Origin of the sequence: Actinoplanes sp. CA-051413, assembly GCF_050955795.1 — a bacterium.
Lineage (GTDB): Bacteria > Actinomycetota > Actinomycetes > Mycobacteriales > Micromonosporaceae > Actinoplanes.
Map to the genome: position 1 here is coordinate 4114591 of NZ_CP192100.1, position 18585 is coordinate 4133175.

Annotated in this window: 17 protein-coding genes; 10 read left to right on the top strand and 7 right to left on the bottom strand. The window is 72.0% G+C overall.

Going from position 1 to position 18585, the window contains the following annotated elements; translation table 11 throughout:
• The first annotated feature begins 6 nt into the window (after positions 1 to 6).
• Positions 7 to 1110, top strand: a complete 1104-nt coding sequence (locus tag ACQP2Y_RS19220) for a sugar kinase (RefSeq protein ID WP_433730114.1) — start codon at positions 7 to 9, stop codon at positions 1108 to 1110.
• A gap of 34 nt (positions 1111 to 1144) precedes the next feature.
• Positions 1145 to 1624, top strand: coding sequence for a hypothetical protein (locus ACQP2Y_RS19225; RefSeq protein ID WP_433730116.1), 480 nt, complete (start codon positions 1145 to 1147; stop codon positions 1622 to 1624).
• 9 nt (positions 1625 to 1633) lie between these two features.
• Here ACQP2Y_RS19225 and ACQP2Y_RS19230 read toward each other — a convergent pair whose 3' ends face one another.
• The gene (locus ACQP2Y_RS19230) at positions 1634 to 2224 is read right to left on the bottom strand and encodes a helix-turn-helix domain-containing protein (protein WP_433730118.1); all 591 of its coding nucleotides are present in this window, start codon (positions 2222 to 2224) and stop codon (positions 1634 to 1636) included.
• Positions 2225 to 2353: 129 nt separating this feature from the next.
• On the opposite strand from ACQP2Y_RS19230, the gene ACQP2Y_RS19235 reads away from it, so the two are divergent.
• Positions 2354 to 3793, top strand: a complete 1440-nt coding sequence (locus tag ACQP2Y_RS19235) for an MFS transporter (RefSeq protein ID WP_433730120.1) — start codon at positions 2354 to 2356, stop codon at positions 3791 to 3793.
• Between the two features lie 236 nt (positions 3794 to 4029).
• Positions 4030 to 5376 (top strand): cellulase family glycosylhydrolase, encoded by a 1347-nt coding sequence (locus ACQP2Y_RS19240; protein WP_433730122.1) that lies wholly within the window; start codon positions 4030 to 4032, stop codon positions 5374 to 5376.
• 43 nt (positions 5377 to 5419) lie between these two features.
• Here ACQP2Y_RS19240 and ACQP2Y_RS19245 read toward each other — a convergent pair whose 3' ends face one another.
• Complete coding sequence (locus tag ACQP2Y_RS19245) at positions 5420 to 5923, bottom strand: hypothetical protein (protein WP_433730124.1); 504 nt, start codon at positions 5921 to 5923, stop codon at positions 5420 to 5422.
• A gap of 213 nt (positions 5924 to 6136) precedes the next feature.
• Here ACQP2Y_RS19245 and ACQP2Y_RS19250 point away from each other — a divergent pair, with 213 nt between their 5' ends.
• Positions 6137 to 7981, top strand: a complete 1845-nt coding sequence (locus tag ACQP2Y_RS19250; RefSeq protein ID WP_433730126.1) for a diguanylate cyclase domain-containing protein — start codon at positions 6137 to 6139, stop codon at positions 7979 to 7981.
• A gap of 16 nt (positions 7982 to 7997) precedes the next feature.
• On the opposite strand, the gene ACQP2Y_RS19255 is transcribed toward ACQP2Y_RS19250, so the two are convergent.
• Positions 7998 to 10073 (bottom strand): cellulose binding domain-containing protein, encoded by a 2076-nt coding sequence (locus ACQP2Y_RS19255; RefSeq protein WP_433730128.1) that lies wholly within the window; start codon positions 10071 to 10073, stop codon positions 7998 to 8000.
• A 185-nt stretch (positions 10074 to 10258) separates the two neighbouring features.
• On the opposite strand from ACQP2Y_RS19255, the gene ACQP2Y_RS19260 reads away from it, so the two are divergent.
• The 3 genes from ACQP2Y_RS19260 to ACQP2Y_RS19270 all read left to right on the top strand — a co-directional run bounded on the left by ACQP2Y_RS19260 (position 10259) and on the right by ACQP2Y_RS19270 (position 13138).
• Positions 10259 to 11851: a methyl-accepting chemotaxis protein gene (locus ACQP2Y_RS19260; RefSeq protein ID WP_433730130.1), complete on the top strand. Its 1593-nt coding sequence runs from the start codon at positions 10259 to 10261 to the stop codon at positions 11849 to 11851.
• Between the two features lie 115 nt (positions 11852 to 11966).
• Positions 11967 to 12503, top strand: a complete 537-nt coding sequence (locus tag ACQP2Y_RS19265) for an RNA polymerase sigma factor (RefSeq protein ID WP_433730132.1) — start codon at positions 11967 to 11969, stop codon at positions 12501 to 12503.
• Positions 12500 to 13138, top strand: coding sequence for a hypothetical protein (locus ACQP2Y_RS19270; RefSeq protein ID WP_433730134.1), 639 nt, complete (start codon positions 12500 to 12502; stop codon positions 13136 to 13138). Before ACQP2Y_RS19265 ends, ACQP2Y_RS19270 begins: the two co-directional genes overlap by 4 nt.
• On the opposite strand, the gene ACQP2Y_RS19275 is transcribed toward ACQP2Y_RS19270, so the two are convergent.
• Both ACQP2Y_RS19275 and ACQP2Y_RS19280 read right to left on the bottom strand, forming a co-directional pair.
• Positions 13120 to 13959, bottom strand: coding sequence for a helix-turn-helix transcriptional regulator (locus tag ACQP2Y_RS19275; RefSeq protein ID WP_433730136.1), 840 nt, complete (start codon positions 13957 to 13959; stop codon positions 13120 to 13122). The genes ACQP2Y_RS19270 and ACQP2Y_RS19275 overlap by 19 nt on opposite strands.
• Positions 13956 to 14219: an Atu4866 domain-containing protein gene (locus ACQP2Y_RS19280; protein WP_433730138.1), complete on the bottom strand. Its 264-nt coding sequence runs from the start codon at positions 14217 to 14219 to the stop codon at positions 13956 to 13958. The genes ACQP2Y_RS19275 and ACQP2Y_RS19280 overlap by 4 nt, the downstream gene beginning before the upstream one ends.
• Before the next feature lie 111 nt (positions 14220 to 14330).
• Here ACQP2Y_RS19280 and ACQP2Y_RS19285 point away from each other — a divergent pair, with 111 nt between their 5' ends.
• Complete coding sequence (locus ACQP2Y_RS19285) at positions 14331 to 14966, top strand: TetR/AcrR family transcriptional regulator (protein WP_433730140.1); 636 nt, start codon at positions 14331 to 14333, stop codon at positions 14964 to 14966.
• Entirely contained in the window at positions 14963 to 15406 is a 444-nt protein-coding gene (locus ACQP2Y_RS19290; protein WP_433730142.1) for an acyl-CoA thioesterase, read from the top strand. Before ACQP2Y_RS19285 ends, ACQP2Y_RS19290 begins: the two co-directional genes overlap by 4 nt.
• Before the next feature lie 47 nt (positions 15407 to 15453).
• Here ACQP2Y_RS19290 and ACQP2Y_RS19295 read toward each other — a convergent pair whose 3' ends face one another.
• Both ACQP2Y_RS19295 and ACQP2Y_RS19300 read right to left on the bottom strand, forming a co-directional pair.
• Complete coding sequence (locus ACQP2Y_RS19295) at positions 15454 to 16509, bottom strand: glycoside hydrolase family 43 protein (RefSeq protein ID WP_433730145.1); 1056 nt, start codon at positions 16507 to 16509, stop codon at positions 15454 to 15456.
• A gap of 186 nt (positions 16510 to 16695) precedes the next feature.
• Positions 16696 to 18579, bottom strand: coding sequence for an AMP-dependent synthetase/ligase (locus ACQP2Y_RS19300; RefSeq protein ID WP_433730147.1), 1884 nt, complete (start codon positions 18577 to 18579; stop codon positions 16696 to 16698).
• Between the last annotated feature and the right edge of the window lie 6 nt (positions 18580 to 18585).

The window sequence follows — 18585 nt, forward strand, 5'->3', positions numbered from 1 at the left end:
TCCACCATGCCGGTTCTGCCGCTCAGGCCCGCCGACTCCTGCCGTTTCGACGCAGTCAGCCTCGGTGAGGTGATGCTGCGCCTCGACCCGGGGGAGGGGCGCGTGCGCACGGCCCGCTCCTTCCGCGCCTCGGAGGGCGGCGGTGAGTACAACGTCGCCCGGGGGCTGCGGCGCGTCTTCGGGCTGCGCACCGCGATCGTCACCGCGCTGGCCGACAACGAGGTGGGCCGGCTCGTCGAGGACTGCATGCTGACCGGCGGGGTCGACACCAGTTTCGTGCGGTGGATCCCGTACGACGGGGTGGGCCGGGCGGTTCGCAACGGGCTCAACTTCACCGAGCGGGGTTTCGGCGTACGCGGGGCCGTCGGGGTCTCGGACCGCGGGCACACGGCCGCGTCGCAGCTGCGGGCGCAGGACGTCGACTGGGACCACCTGTTCGGCGAGGTCGGTGTCCGCTGGCTGCACACCGGCGGCATCTTCGCCGCCCTGTCCGACACCGCCGCGGAGACGACCCTGGCCGCGGTGCACGCCGCCCGCCGCCACGGCACCGTGGTCTCCTACGACCTCAACTACCGCCCGAGCCTGTGGAAAGCGGTCGGCGGCACCGCCCGGGCCCGCGAGGTCAACGCCGGCATCGCCCCGCACGTCGACGTGATGATCGGCAACGAGGAGGACTTCACCGCCTGCCTCGGCTTCCAGGTCGACGGCGTCGACGACAACCTGCAGGACCTGCGTACGGCGTCGTTCGCCCAGATGATCAGCAAGGTGGCGGCCGAGTACCCCCGCCTGCGCGTCATCGCGACGACCCTGCGCGGCGTCCGCACGGCCACCCGTAACGACTGGGGTGCCCTGGCCTGGTCCGGGCCGACCGGCGTGATCGAGTCGACGCACCGCCCGGACCTCGAGATCCTGGACCGCGTCGGCGGCGGCGACTCCTTCGCGGCCGGCCTGATCTACGGCATCCTGGACGGCGCGTCGCTGGCGGAAGCGGTCGAGTACGGCGCCGCGCACGGCGCCCTGGCGATGACGACGCCGGGGGACACGTCGATGGCCAACAAGGCGGAAGTCCTGGCCCTGGCGGCCGGCGGAGGCGCCCGCGTCCAGCGCTGACCGGTCAGCGCTCGTATTGACGGGTTTCTCTACCGTGGGGCCCTCCAACCACACTCAGGTGCTGCTGCGGCTCAACGGCGAGTACCGCACCGACGAGTTCCAGGCGAGCGAGGAGTTCGTCCTGGACCGGCTCGCCGAAGCGCACGACCCCGAGCTGGGTATCGCCCGGCTGCCGTCCGAGGCGCGCCGGCACGTACGGCGGGTCGGGCACTACTACGCCGACTACGGGATGCTGGCGGCCCTGCCGACCATCGACAGTGATCGGATCGTCGGTGTCGTGCACTTCCGGGTCCGGGAGGCGTGGGCGGTGCTGGAGCCGTACACCCGGGCGGAGCGGCGGATCCGCGGGAACTCCTACTGGCGGTACTTCGAGCACCTGGCGTGTCTTGCGGCTGTCGTCGACAAGGAGAAGCTCCTCAGCGACCAGCGGCTGATGTGCTGCGAGTCGCTCGGCGCGGACGCCGTCGCCGCCATTCGCAGTGCCTCGGTGGTCCGAGAGCCCGCCGACCCCTGACGGCTGCGGTCAGCGCTCCGCCAGCAGGCCGGAGATGAGGTCCTGGAGCGGCTCGAGGAGGTCCTGCTCGCCGGCCGACGCCAGCGGTTCCATCGTCGCCGAGGAGCGCAGCAGGGCGATGCCCAGCGCGGCCGCCAGGGCGATCTGCGCCCGCAGCAGCAGCTTGTCGTCGCCGGCCGTCCGGCCGGCCGCCGTGGCGAGGCTTTCGGCGAAGGAGCGCAGGATGCCCCGCCGGATCTCGTCGGCGCGTTCGTCGCCGGAGGAGCGCAGCAGCAGCACCAGCAGGCTGGGGTGTTTGCCGACGTGCGGGCCGGCGAGCTGGCGGGCGATGGCGTGCGGAACCTCGTCGAGGGTCACGTCCGCCGCGACCGTGCGGCCCAGCTCGTCGACGGCGCCGGTCAGACAGGCCTCGAACAGCCCTTCCTTGGACGTGAAGTAGCGGTTGATCAGGGCGACGTTGACCCCGGCCTCGTCGGCGATCTCGCGCACGGTGGTGGCGGCATAACCATCGGCCGCGAAGCGGCGCCGGGCGGCGTCGAGCAGGAGCTGCCGGGTGCCCGCGGCGTCGCGGCGGCGGGGTACGGGCGTACGTGTCGTCATGGCTTCCTTCCGTGGCGTCACCAGGGTAACGGCCGCCGCGGTGTGACGTAAACATCCGTTGACTTTGCCGTTCCGCTGCCGATACTGGGTTAAGTCAGCAACTGTTTACATCTAGGTTCCGGGGTTCTCATGACGCAAACCATCGAGCAGCCGCGCCACGCGGATTCCGCCGCGGGTGGCGGTCGCAGTGCCGGCAACACCTTGCTGGTGCTCTACCTGTCGCTCGGCGGCCTGGCCTTCGCGGTGCTCCAGTCGCTGGTGGCGCCGGCGTTGTCGACGATCGGGCGCGAGCTGGACGCCTCGACCGGCGACGCCAGCTGGGTGATCACGGCGTACCTGCTCTCCGCGTCGGTGCTGACGCCGATCCTCGGCCGCCTCGGCGACATGGTGGGCAAGCGTCGCGTCCTGATCGCCGTGCTCGCCATCCTGGCCGGCGGCACCCTGCTGGCCGCGCTCGCGCCGAACCTGGTCGTGCTGATCGTCGCCCGCGCGCTGCAGGGCGCGGCGGGTGCGATCCTGCCCCTGTCGATCGGCATCGTGCGCGACGAGCTGCCGCGGGAGAGGGTCGGCGTCACGGTCGGCCTGCTGTCGGCGATCTTCGGGGTCGGCGCCGGTGTCGGCATCGTGGCCGCCGGCCCGATCGTCGAGCACCTGTCCTGGCACTGGCTGTTCTGGCTGCCGCTGGTCCTGGTCGTCATCGCGCTGCTCGGGTCCATCTTCGGCATCAAGGAGTCGCCGGTGCGCACCCCCGGGCGCCTCGACGTGCTCGGCGCCGGCATCCTGTCGGTCGGGCTGGTGTCGCTGCTGCTGGCGATCAGCAAGGGCCAGGCCTGGGGCTGGGGCGAGGCCAGGACAGTCGGCCTGCTGGCCCTCGGCGTCGTCGCCCTGGTCGTTTTCGTCCTGGTCGAGCTGCGGGTCCGGGAGCCGCTCATCGACATGCGCCTGATGCGGGTCCGCGGTGTGTGGGCCACCGACGTGGTCGCGCTGATCCTGGGCTTCGCCATGTTCGGCACGTTCCTGCTGGTCCCCACGCTGCTCCAGCTGCCCGCGGCGACCGGCTACGGCTTCGGCAAGTCGGTCTCGCAGGCCGGGCTGTTCCTGCTGCCGACCGTCCTCATGATGGTCGTCTTCGGTCCGCTGGCCGGCCTGCTCGACCGCCGCTACGGTCCCAAAGTGCCGATGTTCCTCGGCGCCGTCCTGGTCGTCACCGCGTTCACGCTGCCCGCCCTCGGCCACGGCGCGATCTGGCAGGTGCTGGCCTCCGGGGTGCTCACCGGCGCCGGCATCGGCTTCGCGTTCGCGGCGATGTCCAACGCGATCATCGAGAGTGTGCCGGCCGCCCAGACCGGTGAGGCCACCGGCGTCAACACGATCGCCCGGACCATCGGCAGCAGCATCGGCACGGCGGTCGTCGCGGCCGTCATCTCGTCCCACAGCACGCCGCAGGGTCTGCCCACGGACGACGCGTTCACCTACGGCTTCTGGGTCTGCGCGGGCGTGGCGGTGCTGGCGGTCGTCGCGTCGCTCGCCCTGCCCTCGACCCGCAGACGCGTCGCGGCCGGACGCTGACCGACCCGAGCCGCGGCCACGACGGTGGTGGCCGCGGCTCGGCTGTGCTCGCCATATGGATAAAACTCAATATCTGGGAGCGCTCCCATTGTGGTCGGGAGGAGCGCGTCGTAGCGTGTTGACACCTCGTTACAGCGTTTGGCCCGGACGGCCGGCACCTTTCCCCGTGCCCGCCGTGCCGTGGCGTCCTGGGTGGACGCGTTGTGCCGACGAGGTCCCCCGATCTGAGGTAGGTCATGAGAAGACGACTCGCCACCCTCGGCGCCGCGGTACTCGCCGCCGCCGCCTCCGTCCTGTTCTCCGTCGATCCCGCGTACGCGGCGACCGGTCTGCACGTCAGCGGCCGCAGCATCGTCGAAGCGGGCGGGCAGCCGTTCGTCATGCGCGGCGTCAACCACGAGCACACCTGGTTCACCAACGAGACCGACTCGTTCGCCGACATCAAGGCCAAGGGCGCCAACACCGTACGGGTCGTGCTCAGCGGTGGCCGCTGGACGGCCAACAGCGCCGCTGACGTGGCCAACGTGATCTCGCTCTGCAAGCAGAACCGGCTCATCTGCGTCCTGGAGGACCACGACACCACCGGCTACGGCGAGGACGCTGCCGCGTACACGCTGGATCAGGCGGTGAACTACTGGATCGGCCTGAAGAGCGTGCTGGCCGGCCAGGAGGACTACATCGCCATCAACATCGGCAACGAGCCGATCGGCAACACCAACCCCGGCCAGTGGACCAGCGCGACGAGCGCGGCCATCCAGAAGATGCGCAGCAACGGCTTCCAGCACCTGCTGATGGTCGACGCGCCCAACTGGGGCCAGGACTGGACCTACACCATGCGGGACAACGCGCAGACCGTGCTGGACGCCGACACCCAGCACAACACCGTGCTCTCCATCCACATGTACGCCGTCTTCAACACCGCCGCGTCCATCATCTCCTACCTGGACACCTTCCAGGCCAAGGGCTGGCCGCTGGTGATCGGCGAGTTCGGCTGGCAGTTCGCCCCCGGTGAGGTGGACGACCAGACCCTGATGGCCGAGGCGGTCAAGCGGAACCTCGGCTACCTGGGCTGGTCGTGGGCCGGCAACAACGACCCGATCCTCGACATGACCGTCGGTTTCGACCCCAACCAACTGACCACGTTCGGCGAGCGGGTCTTCAACGGGCCCAACGGCATCAAGGCCACCGCCAAGGAGGCCGCGATCTTCGGCGGCGGGCCGACGACCCCGCCGACCAGTACCCCGCCGACCAGCGCCCCGCCGACGACGACTCCGCCGGCCCCGGCCGGTTGCGCGGCGGCGTACTCGGTGACCGGGCAGTGGACCGGCGGCTTCCAGGGTGAGGTCAAGGTGACCGCCGGGACCGCCGCGGTGCGGAGCTGGACCGTCACCCTGGCGTTCCCGAACGGCCAGACGGTCACCCAGGCGTGGAGTGCGACGGTGACCAGCAGCGGCTCCACCGTGACCGCTCGCAACGCGACCTACAACGGGAGCGTGGCCGCCGGTGCCTCCACGAGCTTCGGTTTCCTCGGCTCGTGGACCGGCACCAACGGCGTACCGGCCGTGACCTGCTCCGCGACCTGATGACCAGGACCGGGCCGGGCGCCGTCACGGCGCCCGGCCGCGGTCAGGAGCACTGCTGGTCGAGCGGGGAGAGCCAGTCCTTGAGCGTGGAGCCCAGCGTCGTGTTGACGTCCTGGGTGGTCTTCACCGCGCTGAAGCTCTTGGCGTCGGCGGCCTTGGCCTTCAGCTTTTCCGCGGTCTGCTTGCCGGCGGTGCGCAGCTCCGGGTCGGTGCTCTCCGCGGTGGCGCTGCCGATGGCGGTCGCGAACGCGGTCAGCGCCTGCTGGACTTCCTGCTCGTTCTTCTTGTCGTCGCCGGCGGTCTTGCGCGCGTCGGCCAGCTCGGTGAGGGCCTGGGCGAACGGCGCCATGTGCCGGCTGTAGACCTTGCCGAGAGCTTCGCACCCGGACCTCGTCGAGGCCTCCGCGCTGCGCTGGGCTGCGGGCGGCGCCGAGGCCGTACCGATGCCCACGCCGGCCTCGCCGGGTGCGGGATTGGTGGCGGTGCCGCAGGCAGCCGCCGAGAGCAGCACGCCGCCTAGAAAGATCGCCTGCACAGCCTGGCGCATCGGGGGAACCTCCTGCTGATCGGGGATGCGGGAACGTGGGAGCGCTCCCATCGCGCTCTGCACCATACGTCGCAGTGCAGTCCTCGTCTAGAGACGCCCTTCTATTCCACAGCCCAGTATGCCGGGGGAAGATTCACCGGATGTCGCCTCCCGGCGGGCGTACTCGGGAGACGATGACGGCATGCAAGCAGCACAGGGCGTGCCGTTGTCGTGATGAGCCGTACCTTCGGAATCCTCTCGCCGTTCGTGGGTGGCGACTACTACGGGGCGATCATCGCCGGCGTCAACAACGCCGCCGTGGCCGCCGGCGACCGGGTCATGGCTGTCCAGACGCTGGATCCGGGTTCGTACAGCGCCGACCGCAGCGGCCTGCCGGACTTCCGCCGGCCGGTGGCGTGGCAGCACCTGGCCGGCCTGATCGTGCTGCCCGGCGCGGTGGACGCCGCCTACGCCCGAGCCGCGCGGACGGCCGGCAAGCCGGTGGTCCTGGTCGGGCACGAGGTGGCGGACAGCGACTGCTCGTCCGTGCTGGCCGACAGCCGCAGCGGGGTCCGGGAGGCCGTCGCGCACCTGGCCGGGCACGGCCACGAACGCATCGCCTTCGCCGGCAACCTGACCCACTTCGATGTCCGGGAACGGCACGAGGGCTACCGGGAGGAACTGCACGCCCAGCAGCTCACGCCGCGGCCCGACCTGTTGTTCGCGCTCAACGACAATCACGAGACCGGCGGCGAGTCGGTCGCCGACGCCCTGATCCGGGCCGGCATGCCGGCGACGGCCGTCGTGACGGGCACCGACCGCAACGCCATCGGCCTCATCCGCCGGCTGGCCGAGGCCGGCTACGCGGTCCCCGGCGACCTGGCCGTGGTGGGCTTCGACGACATCGCCGACGCGACCTACCTGCGGCCGAGCCTGTCCACAGTGCGCCAGCCGCTGGACGCGCTGGGCGCGGCCGTGCACGCCCTGGCCCGTGAGCTGGCGGCGGATCCGCGGCTGCCGGCCGCCGTACGGTTCGTGCCCACCACCTTCGTGCAGCGCGACTCCTGCGGCTGCCCGAGCCGCGGGTTGCCGGTGTCGGAGTCGCGGACCCGGGAGCTCTTCTCCGATGTCCGCTACCTGCAGGCCACGCTGAACGTGCAGTACGAGCTCGGTATCGAGCTGCTGGGCTCGCACGAGAAGGACCCGCGCGGCCTGGCCTGGATGGAGAGCACCCCGGCGGTCGGCGGATGCCTCGGCCTGTGGCACGGCGACGGCGAGCCCCGCGGTGACGACCCGCTGCTGGAGGTGGTGGGGGAGTTCCGGGCCGGTGGCGGGCCGCGGTCCGGGCCGGTGAGCGCGTTCCCGCCGCCCGGGCTGTTCACGCTGGCGGACGGTCCGGCCGGCGATATCGTGTTCGTCGTGCCGGTGCGCAGCGCGTCGCGGGACTGGGGCGCGCTGGCGGCGGTCGGACGGATCCAGGCGAGCACGCCGCCGGGTCGCGAGATGATGAACCAGGCCGGTGCCCTGCTGGCCGCCGCCCTGGACCGGGACGCGATGGTGGCGTCCCTGCGGGACCAGGAGGAGCGGCTGCGCAACGCCGCCCTGCACGACCACCTCACCGGCCTGCCGAACCGGGTGCTGCTGGCCGACCGCCTCCAGCAGGCCGGCCTGCGCGCCGCCCGGCAGCCCGGCCACCGCTTCGCGGTCCTGCTGCTCGACCTGGACGGGTTCAAGGCCGTCAACGACTCCCTGGGTCACGCGGCGGGCGATGTCCTGCTGGTGGAGGTGGCCCGCCGCCTGACCGGGCTGGTGCGTCAGTCCGACACCGTCGCCCGGCTCGGCGGCGACGAGTTCGTCGTACTGCTCGACGGCTTCGCCACCCGCGACGGCCACGAGCGGGTCCGCGACGCGATCACGGCCGCGATCACCGAGCCGTTCGTCATCGACGGGTGCCCGGTCGAGGTCGGCCTGAGCATCGGTGTCGCGCTGTCCACCGACGGCTCGGCCGACCCCGACCACCTGCTCCGGGAGGCCGATGCGGCGATGTACCGCGAGAAGTCGACCGCCCGGCGTCGCTGACCGCCGGGGGAGTGGCTCAGCCGGTGCTGCACACCGTGCCGTTGAGGGCGAACGCCCCGGGCAGCACATTCGGTCCGCTGTAGGCACCGACGAACCCGGCGGTGGCCGTGGCGCCGGCGGCGAGCGTGGCGCCCGGGTCGCTGGTGACCCGTACGTCGCGGCCGGTCTGGGTCCAGGTGGCACTCCAGCCGCTCTGCACGCTCTGCCAGCCGGTGGGCCAGGTGAACGTCAGCGTCCAGCCGGTGACCGGGGCGGGCCCGTTGTTGGTCACCTCGACGGCGCCGACGAAGCCGTTGCCCCAGTCGTTGGTGTCGCTGAACTTGACCGTGCAGCTGCTGCTCGCCGGGGCGGTGGTGGTGACGGTCAGCGGCAGGGACGACCACGACACCCGGCCCGCGGTGTCCCGGGCCAGCACGTTGATGGTGTAGCGGGTGCCGGGCGTGAGGTTGCGGGCGGTGAAGGACGTGCCCGAGGTCTCGCCGAGCTGCTCGCTGACGGCCCCGTTGGCCCGGTACACCTCGTACTTGGCGATCGGGTCGCGGCCGGGCTGCGCCGCCGGCCAGGAGATCGTCGCGGTGCGGTCGGTGACGGCCCCGGCGACGGGCGCGCCGGGTGCTCCGGGGGCCCCGACGCCGGTCCGGGCCGGGTGCAGGGTCACCAGCGTGAGCGAGTACGGCGCCAGCGTCTGCTCAGTCGCAGTTCCCAGCGCGGCGGTCCCGAGCGCCGGGGCACCGTTACCGAGCGAGATGACAGTCGGCGCGGTGCTCGTGCTCGGGCTGTAGCCCCGGTAGTCCAGGGTGGCCGTCCGCTCGTTGTCGGGGTCCCGGTTGACCAGCAGCACCTGCAGGTCGCCGTTGGGCCGGCGGGCGGCGTGCGCGGCGACGAGCGGATCGTCGGTGCCGGCCCGGACCAGCTGGTCGCCCGGGTGCACGAAGGACTTCATCAGCGTCAGAGCGTGGTACGGCGCGAACGGCGTGTTCAGCGGCGGCTCGCACACCGACCCGTCGGACGCGCAGTTGCCGGAGGAGAGCAGGCCGAAGTCGCCGTAGTCGCGCTGCCCGGCAACGGTCGACACGTTGCCGATGCCGTTGTGGACGTTCCACCACTGCACCGTGAAGACGCCGTTCTCCAGCAGGTCGCTGTACGCGTCGGCCAGGAACAGGGCGCCGGGCTGGGTGTTCTGTCCCACCCCGACGTTCATCTCGGTCAGGCTCACCTTGATGCGGCCGGCGTTGCTGCCGGCGTACTGGTCGATCTGCCGGCGCAGCAGGTACATGGCGTCGTCGATGTGGCTCGTCCTGGTGAGCGCCTCGGCCGCCGTGCCGCCGCCGGGATACCAGTGCACGTCGACGAAGTCGATGTGCGCACCGGCGCGGGTGAGCACCTCCTGGTTCCAGGTCCCGGCGTCGCCCGCGCCGACCAGTCCGTCGGGCCAGTTGCCCGGCGTGGTGAGCACCGCGCCGATCTTGATGTCCGGGTCGACGGCCCGCATCGCCTCGGCGAACGCGACCACCCCCGCGGCGTACGCGGCCGGGCTCTTGTCGGCGTGGTTGTCGGCCTCCCACGGCTCGCCGTAGTGGCCGTTGCCGTAGTTCTCGTTGCCGATCGTCCAGTACTTGGCCCGGTAGCCCTTGTCCTTGGCGTGGCGCACCCAGTCCGCGGCCTCCTGGGCCGTCCCGGTGCCGTAGTTCGCGATGATCATCGGCTCGGCGCCGATCCGCCCGGCCGAGGCCATGAACGTGTCGAAGTCGGTGTCCGGGGCGACGTAGCCGCCGGGCGCGGTGTGGTCGCGCCAGTGGTAGATGTCGGCGTACGAGCCGCCGGGGTAGCGCAGCATCTGCACGCCGGCCGACTTGAGCAGGCCGGAGGTCTCGGCCGTGCCCAGGGTGGTGTCCCAGATGGCGTCGTTGACGCCCAGGGCTGTGTCCGGAACGGTGGCCAGCCCCGCCTGGGCGTTCACGGTCACGGCGACGGGAGCGGGGGAGGCGGCGGGCGCGGCGGTGGAGGCGGTGGGTGCGGCGACACTGCACAGCGCGCAGGCGCCGAGCAGCAGCGCACCCCGCGCGACCCGGTGGAAGATCGCGGACGGCATGGCTCTCCGATCGGAGGACAGCGAGAATTGGGAGCGCTCCCATACTCGCTGTCGCAACGATCACTGTCAATCTTCTGCCGCGCGGCTCGGAGGCCTGGGAAATCCTCACATTCGGCGCAGGTCAGTCGAACAGTCAGACGAGCCCATCGGGGGGCTTCCAGGGCGGACAGGTGATTCGGTTGAAGATGTCGAACCTCAGGGTCGGGCTCCGGCTCGGCGCCGGCTTCCTAGTGGTGATCATCGGCATGGTCGTGCTGACGGTCATCGGCGTCAGCGAGGTCAACAAGATCAACGATCGGCTGACCGTCGTCAACGACCTCAACGGCGTGAAGCAGCGGTACGCCATCAACTTCCGGGGCAGCGTGCACGACCGCGCGATCGCCGTCCGGGACGTGGTGCTCGCCCGTACCGGTGCCGAGGTGCAGACCGAGGTCGACACCATCGCCAAGCTGACCACCAAGTACGACGAGTCCGCGGTCAAGATGGCCGCGATGTTCACCGACGGGGCCGACGTCAGCGCCGAGGAGAAGCAGGCGCTCGCCGAGATCAACCGCATCCAGGCCAAGACGTTGCCGCTGATCAGCCAGGTCGTCGACCTGCGCCGGGCCGGCACCAACGAGCAGGCCTACGTCGTGCTCACCACGCAGGCCAAGCCGGCCTTCATCGAGTGGCTCGCCGCCATCAACGTGTTCATCGACCTCGAGGAGGCGATGAACAAGGCCGAGACGGCCCAGGCCCGCGAGGTCGCCGACGGGTTCATGACCATCATGGTGATCGGCCTGCTGCTGGCCGCGCTGATCGCGGCGCTGGTCGCCTGGCGGATCACCCGCGGCATCACCCGGCCGCTGGCCGAGGCCGCGGACGTGCTCGTCGCGGTGGCGGACGGCGACCTGACCCGGCGGGTGGACGTGCGCTCGGCCGACGAGGTCGGCCAGATGGGCCGCTCGGTGAACACGGCGCTGGACGCGATCAGCACCGTCGTCACCGAGTTCGGCCGCAGCGCCCAGGGCCTGGCCCAGACCAGCCACCGCATCGGCGCGCTGTCCGGCCAGATCGCCAAGGGCGCGGAGGAGTCCTCGCTGCAGGCCAACGTCGTGGCCGACGCGGCCCAGGAGGTCTCCCGCAACGTGCAGACCGTCGCGGCCGGCTCGGAGGAGATGGGCTCCTCGATCCGCGAGATCTCGCACAACGCCAACGAGGCCGCCACCGTCGCGGCCCGGGCGGTCGACACCGTCCGGGTCACCACCGACACCGTGTCCCGTCTCGGCGACTCCAGCCGCATGATCGGCGACGTGGTCAAGGCGATCACCAACATCGCCCAGCAGACCAACCTGCTCGCCCTCAACGCGACCATCGAGGCCGCCCGGGCCGGCGAGGCCGGCAAGGGCTTCGCGGTGGTGGCCGGTGAGGTCAAGGAGCTGTCCCAGGAGACCGCCCGGGCCACCGAGGACATCTCCCGCCGGGTCGAGGCCATCCAGGCCGACACCACCAGCGCGGTCGCCGCGATCGCCGAGGTCACCGCCGTCATCACCCAGATCAGCGACTACCAGACCACGATCGCCTCGGCGGTCGAGGAGCAGACCGCGACGACCAACGAGATGAACCGCAGTGTCAACGACGCCGCGTCCGCCTCGGGCCAGATCGCCGCCAACATCAACAACGTGGCCGACGTGGCCCGCAACACCACCGCCTCGGTCGAGGAGTCGCGCCGCGCCGCCGACGAGCTCGACGAGGTGAGCCGCAAGCTCCAGGCCCTGGTGGGCGGCTTCCGGATCTAGTTTCACCTGACGCACAGCGTCCCGGCGTGAGCACCACGCGCCGGGGCGCTGTGCTGTGCGCGGCGCGCCGGTGAAAGACCGGGCCGGGTGCCGGACATGTGCCAGGGTGAACGTGGTGAACACCCAGGCGCGCCGGGCCCGCTTCGAGGAGCTCGCGGTCCTGCTGATGGAGCCGCTGCGCCGGTTCCTGGCCCGCCGTACGGATCCGGACACCGCCCAGGACGTGCTCTCCGAGACCCTGCTGGTCTGCTGGCGCCGGCTCGACGAGGTGCCCGAGGACCGCCTGCCCTGGGCGTACGGTGTCGCCCGGCACTGCCTCGCCAACGCCGAACGCGCCCGCCGCCGCCAGGGCCGCCTGGCGGCCCGGATCCTCGCCCTGGATCCGCCCGCGGCCGCCGTCGCCGAGCCCGTCGAGCTCCCGGACGAGCACCTGCACATCGCGCTGGGCCGGCTGGGCACGCTGGACGCCGAGATCGTCCGCCTGTGGGCCTGGGAGGACCTCGGCCCCGCGCAGATCGCCGCCGCGCTGGAACTCACCCCGAACGCGGTCAGCATCCGGTTGCACCGGGCCCGCGGCAAGCTCCGGGCGGAATTACGAAAGCTCGGTGCGGGTGCCGGACATGACGTACCGGAAGAGGGGAGGCGGCCGTGACCGACGACGACCTGCGCGCCCGGCTGCGGGACGCGGACCCGGCGGCCCACCTGGCGCCGCTGTCCCCGGACCGTACGGCCCGTCTGCTGGAGGATTCCATGATCACCGAGTTCGGCACCGCACCACCCCGTCCGCGTCCCGTCCGGCGGTGGGCGCTCGCCGCGGCCGGCCTGGTCCTCGTGGCCGCGGCGGCGACCGGCACGGGCGCGGTGCTGCGAGCGTTCGACGGCCCCGGGCCCGGCCCCGGTGTTGGCGCTGGTCCTGTTCCCGGGCTGCCGACGGTGAGCCCGGCCGTCACGGTGACGCGCATCGTCGTCGCCGGGGACACCGCGGCGAAGTGCATGCCGCCCGACCCCGCGATCCTCGCCCGGGTCCAGCTGGCGTTCGCCGGAACCGTTGAACGGATCGCCGGCGGCACTGCGGTCCTGCACGTCACCCACCTGTACGCGGGCCCGCTCACCGGGGTCGTCGAGGTCGCGCAGAGCGACGGCAACAGCGAGGCACTGATCGGGGCAACAGTCTTCGAGCCCGGCCGGCAGTACCTGGTCGCGGCCACCGACGGGCAGGCTCTGGTCTGCGGTTACAGCGGTCTGGCGACGCCGGAGCTGCAGGCCCTCTACGACGCGGCGTTCTGAGCCCGGGTGGCCGCGAGCGAGCCGAGCATGGCCAGCGCGTCGGCCGACGGGCTGCCCGGCGCCGCGTGGTAGACGACCAGCTGCTGCCCGGGGGCCGACCGTACGTCGAACGTGTGCATGGCCAGGGTCAGCTCGCCGACCTCGCGGTGCACGAGCCGCTTGGTCTCCAGCGTCTTGCCGGTCACGTCGTGGCGGGACCACAGGCGGCGGAACTCCTCGCTGTGCTCCGACAGCGTGCGCACGACCGTGGCGACGCGGTCGTCCGCCGGTGCCGCCCCGGCGGCCAGCCGCAGGGCGCCCACGCTGCTGCGGGCCACGGCCGCCCAGTCGGCGTAGAACGCGCGCGCCGACGGCTCGAGGAAGACGGCGTGGATCAGGTTGCCGCGCTCCTCGACGTCGGCGAACAGTGCCTCGGCGAGCGGGTTACGGGCGAGGATGTCGTACGCGCGCCCGAACACGATCGCCGGGTTGTCCCGCCACGCGCCGAGCAGGTCGACCAGGGCCGGATCGGGGAGCTCGGCCGAGGCCGGCAGCGGGGCCACGGGGAGCAGCCCGGCCAGCCGGTACGCGTGCATCCGCTGGTCGTGGCTCCACCGCAGCACCCGGGCCAGAGCGTCGAGGATCTGCGGCGACGGATGCCGTTCCCGGTCCTGCTCGAGGCGGACGTAGTAGTCCACGCTCATGCCGGCCAGGGCGGCCACCTCCTCGCGGCGCAGCCCGGTGACCCGCCGTCCGGTCGCGGCGGGCAGGCCCACCTGCTGCGGTGTCACCTCGGCCCGCCGGGCCCGCAGGAAGTCGCCCAGCATCCCGTCCCTGGTCATGACCGATTGTCTCCCGGCGAGCGGCGGCGCAGCACCATCCCGGCGTGGTGCAGGACGCCGTCGATGAAGTCGCCGTCGGCGGTGAAGCCGGTGTCGTCGACGTAGTCGATGTGGTCGCCGCTGATCTCGTACCGGCCGGTGTATGCCCGTTCCCGGCGGCCGCGTGCCTCGACGTAGCGGCCCTCCGGCAGCAGTTCGTGGCGGATGGTGCCGTCGGCGGTGACCCACATGCCGGCGTACGGGTGGGATGTCTTTGTCATGAGCTCCACGCTAGGAGCCCGGCGGAAGCACGGGGAGGGTGCGTCGCACCCACCCAGGGGTGTGTCCCGCACTATATTTACGAACGGTCGGTCTTATTGTACGGTGGCGGCATGACCCAGGACGGCCGGCTGATCCGCGGCGAACGCACCCGCACCGCGGTGCTCGATCAGGCCCTGGCGCTGGCCACCGTGGCCGGCCTCGGCGGCCTGTCGCTGAGCCAGGTGGCCGACGCGCTCGGCGTCAGCAAGTCGGGCCTGTTCGCGCACTGGCGGTCCAAAGAGGCGTTGCAGCTCGCGGTGATCGAGCACGCCCGGGCCCAGTGGACCGAGCGGATCATCCGGCCCGCCCTGGCCGCACCGCGCGGGGTCCGCCGGCTCTGGGCGGTGCACGACACCCGGCTGTCCTTCTACGAGGCCGAGGTCCTGCCGGGTGGCTGCTTCTTCGCCAACGCGAACTTCGAGTACAACGCCCGCCCCGGCGTCATCCGCGACCGGCTGGCCGCCGAGCTGACCGACTGGATGACCTTCCTGACCAGCCTGGCCGCCGACGCAGTTGCGCTGGGCGAGTTGCGGCCCGGCGCGGAGCCCGAGGGCATCGCCTACGAGACCGAGTCCCTGGGTGTCTGCGCCGTGATGCAGGCACCGGTGCTGGGACGAGACGTGACCTTCCGGCGCGCCCGCCGAGCGCAGCTCGAGCATCTGCGCGCGCTCGCCATTGACCCGACGATCCTCCCGGAGCTGACATGACCACCGTGACCGAGACGCTGCCGCACGGCGGCGTCGTCCCCATGCCCGTCCACTTCGACGACCTGGACGCCATGGGCGTGCTGCACAACTCCCGCTACGCCGTGCTGGTGGAACGCGCGATCGTGCTCTGGTGGGCCGCGCGGGGCGTCTCCTTCTCCGGCGGCCGGCCCACCACGCCGGACGCCTTCAACGTGGTCCGCGAATACTCCGTCACCTTCCACCGTCCGGTCCGCGGCACCGGCGAGATCAGCGTGCACTTCTGGCTGGAGAGCATGGGTACGACCAGCGCGGACTACCGGTTCCGGGTCACTTCGGCCGACGGCGCCACGGTCTTCGCCGCGGGCCGCCGGGTCAACGTGCGCCTGGACCCGGCCACCATGCGCCCGGCCCCGTGGACCGAGCACGGCCGCACCCTCGGCGCCGAGCTGCTGCGCCAGTGATCCCCGTCCGACCACCCCGCCACCACCCTTGAACGGATCAAAGGCTCCTATTCGAAGAACTTGAGGCCCCAGCCGGTGTCGGAGGTCGCGCCCGGCACGTTGGCTCGGCTGTAGACGGTGTTGCCCCACCACGCGAAGGTGCCGGTGTACCAGAACCGGTTGCCCCACGTGTACGGCGTGCCCTTCGGTACGGCGTGGAACATCAGCGGGAAGCGCGGGCCGGCCGGCGGGCTGGTGGCGATGTCGCCGTTGAGCAGCACGAAGCTGTGGTGCCCGGGGCCGTTGACCGACAGCGTCGGATCCCAGCCGGCCATCATCGTGGCGCGCTGGGAGCCGAAGAGGCAGCCGTTGGACTTGTACCAGTCCCAGACGTAGGCCGGGTCGCCGCCGGCGCGCAGCCGCAGGTCGGCGAGGCAGTACTGCTCGCTCCAGCTGCCGTTGGCGGAGTAGACGATGTGCAGCTGCCCGTTGGGGTCGCGGATCGGTTCGGGGCCCTCGTTGATGAAGGGGTTGCCGACGACCCGCTCCCAGGGCTCGCGCGGCTGGGAGATCACGTACCGGCCGCCGGTGGGGGTGGTCGGGCTGCTCATCCGGACCAGGTAGATGTTCTGCTCGACGTTGGTGTCACCGGCCCAGCCGGACCACACGAACCAGCGCTGGCCGTTGAACGTGAACAGCGCGCCGTCGACGGCCCACTTGTTGTCCGGCAGCGCGAGCTGGGTCTCCGCGGTGTAGCCGGAGTCCGGGGCGGCCGAGCTGATCGCGTACATGCGGTGGGCGGCGCCGGTGCCGGCCGAGAAGTAGATGTAGTAGCGGCCGCCGTCCACGACGATTTCCGGCGCCCACACCTCGCCGCGGCCGCGGCTGTCGGACCACACCTGCCGGGCGGGAGCGGCGGCGAGCCCGTCCGGCGACGAGGCCTGGCGGACGGCGATGCCGCCGTTCAGTGACTGGGCCGAGATGTAGGTGCCGCCGACGCGGATCACGCTGGGGTCGGCGGCCCGGATGCTCTGCGCCGCGTCGGCCGTACGGGCGGTGGACAGGGCGAACGTGGCGGTCAGGGCCAGCGCCAGGGCGGCGGTGGCGAGACGTGACTTGCTCATGGTCGTATCCCGCTTCTGCCTCCGCTTCGACGCCGCTGCGGTGGGGGCCGCACGGGGGTGGCGTCCGGTGGGGATGCGCCGGAGGCGCCGGGGGGACATCCCGGACCGGTGCGCGCGGCGGGGGAGCCGGAGAGCGCTCCCTGAGGATTTCCCGTTCCGGGCAGGAAGTCAATGCATCGACACCTGTCACTGACTGGGCGGGCCTGCGGGGTAGAGCGAGTCGAGCAGATCGGCGTACCGCGTCTCGACCGCGCGGCGCCGCACCTTCAGCGACGGGGTGAGGTCGCCGCCCTCGACGGCCAGGTGGTGATCGAGGACCAGGAACCTCTTGATCGTCTCCCACGGCGCCAGCGTCGCGTTGAGCTGCTCGACGTAGCCGCCCACGGCCTCGGTCAGCTGCGGCGAGCGGGTGATCCCGGCGTAGTCGGTGTCGCCGAGCCCGTGCCGGGGCGCCCAGGCGCGTACGGCGTCCGGGTCGAGGTCGATCAGGGCGGTGATGTATTTGCGCCCGTCGCCGTGCACCACGATCTGGCTGGCCAGCGGGCAGATTCCCTTGAACCGCGCCTCGATGGTCTGCGGTGCCACGTACTTGCCGTTCGAGGTCTTGATCAGATCCTTCTTGCGGTCGGTGATCCGCAACGAGCCGGCCGCGGTGATCTCGCCGATGTCGCCGGTGTGCAGCCAGCCACCGGCCAGCGTCTCGGCGGTGGCCCCGGGGGCGTCGTGGTAGCCCTGCATCACGCCGGGACCGCGGACCAGGATCTCCCCGTCCTCGGCCAGGGCGACGCCGGTGCCCGGCAGCGGCAGTCCGACGGTGCCGTACTCCGGGCTGCCGGGCCGGTTGAAGAACGTGGTGGCGCAGGTCTCGGTGAGGCCGTAGCCCTCCAGCACGGGCAGGCCGACGGCATCGAACCACTCACCGATCTCCGTCGACAGCGCGGCCGCCCCGGAGATGAAGAAGCGCAGCCGGCCACCGAACCGGCTCCGGACGCGCGCGAGCACCAGCCGGTCGGCGATGCGGTGCTGGACGGCGAGGAACCGGCCCGGCCGCTCGCCCCGCCGACGCAGCCGGGACACCCGGATCCCGACGCCGATGCCCCAGCCGAACAGGCGTGCGGTCACCGGGTTGCCGGACTGCACGGTGGCGAGGACTCCGGCGTACACCTTCTCGAAGATCCGCGGCACCGCCGGGATGATCGTCGGCCGGACCACCGGGAGCCGCTCGACGAGCCGGCCCACGTCGCCGTCCACAGCGAACGCGAAGCCCACCGAGAGCTGGCAGGAGAGCAGCGCCTTGCCGAAGGCGTGGGCCAGCGGCAGCCAGAGATAGCCCAGGTCGTCCGGGCCCAGGAAGCCCATGGCCTGGATGGCCAGGCCCTGGTAGATCCAGCTGTGGTGGGTGACCCGGACGCCCTTGGGCAGCCCGGTGGTGCCGGAGGTGTAGATCAGCGTCGCCAGGTCGTCGGCCCGGATCGCGGCGCAGGCCTCGCGCACCACGGCGGGCTTCGCGGCGAGCAGCTCGCGGCCCCGGGCGCGCAGGTCGGCCAGGGTCAGCACCCGGCTGTCACCGTCGCCGGGCTCGCCGTCGATGAGCACGGCATGCTCGACCGGCGAGCCCACGGCGAAGACCTTGGCCAGCTGGCCGGCGTGCTCCACGACGGCGAAGCGGCTGGCCGAGTCGGTGAGGATGTGCGTGACCTCGGCGGCCGAGCTGCTGGGGTAGACCGTGGTCGTGGCGCCGCCCGCGCACATGACGCCGAAGTCGGCCTCGATCCACTCGGTACGGGTGCCGGCCAGGATCGCGACCCGTTCCTGCGCCCGTAACCCGAGGTCGAGCAGGCCGGCGGCGATCTCGGTGACCGCCGTACCGGTCTCGGCCCAGCTCTGCGACCGCCACGCGCCCTCGCTGTCCGGGCGCCGGTAGGCCTCCGCCCCGGGCGTGCGGGCCACCCGGTCGAGGAACATGGCGCCGAACGACGCGGGCTCGGTGCGCCGCAGCTCCGCCAGGCGGGCCTCCTCGGCGGTGCTCGCGCGGCAGCTCGCGGACGCCGTCACGGTGCTCGTCGGCATGTGCTT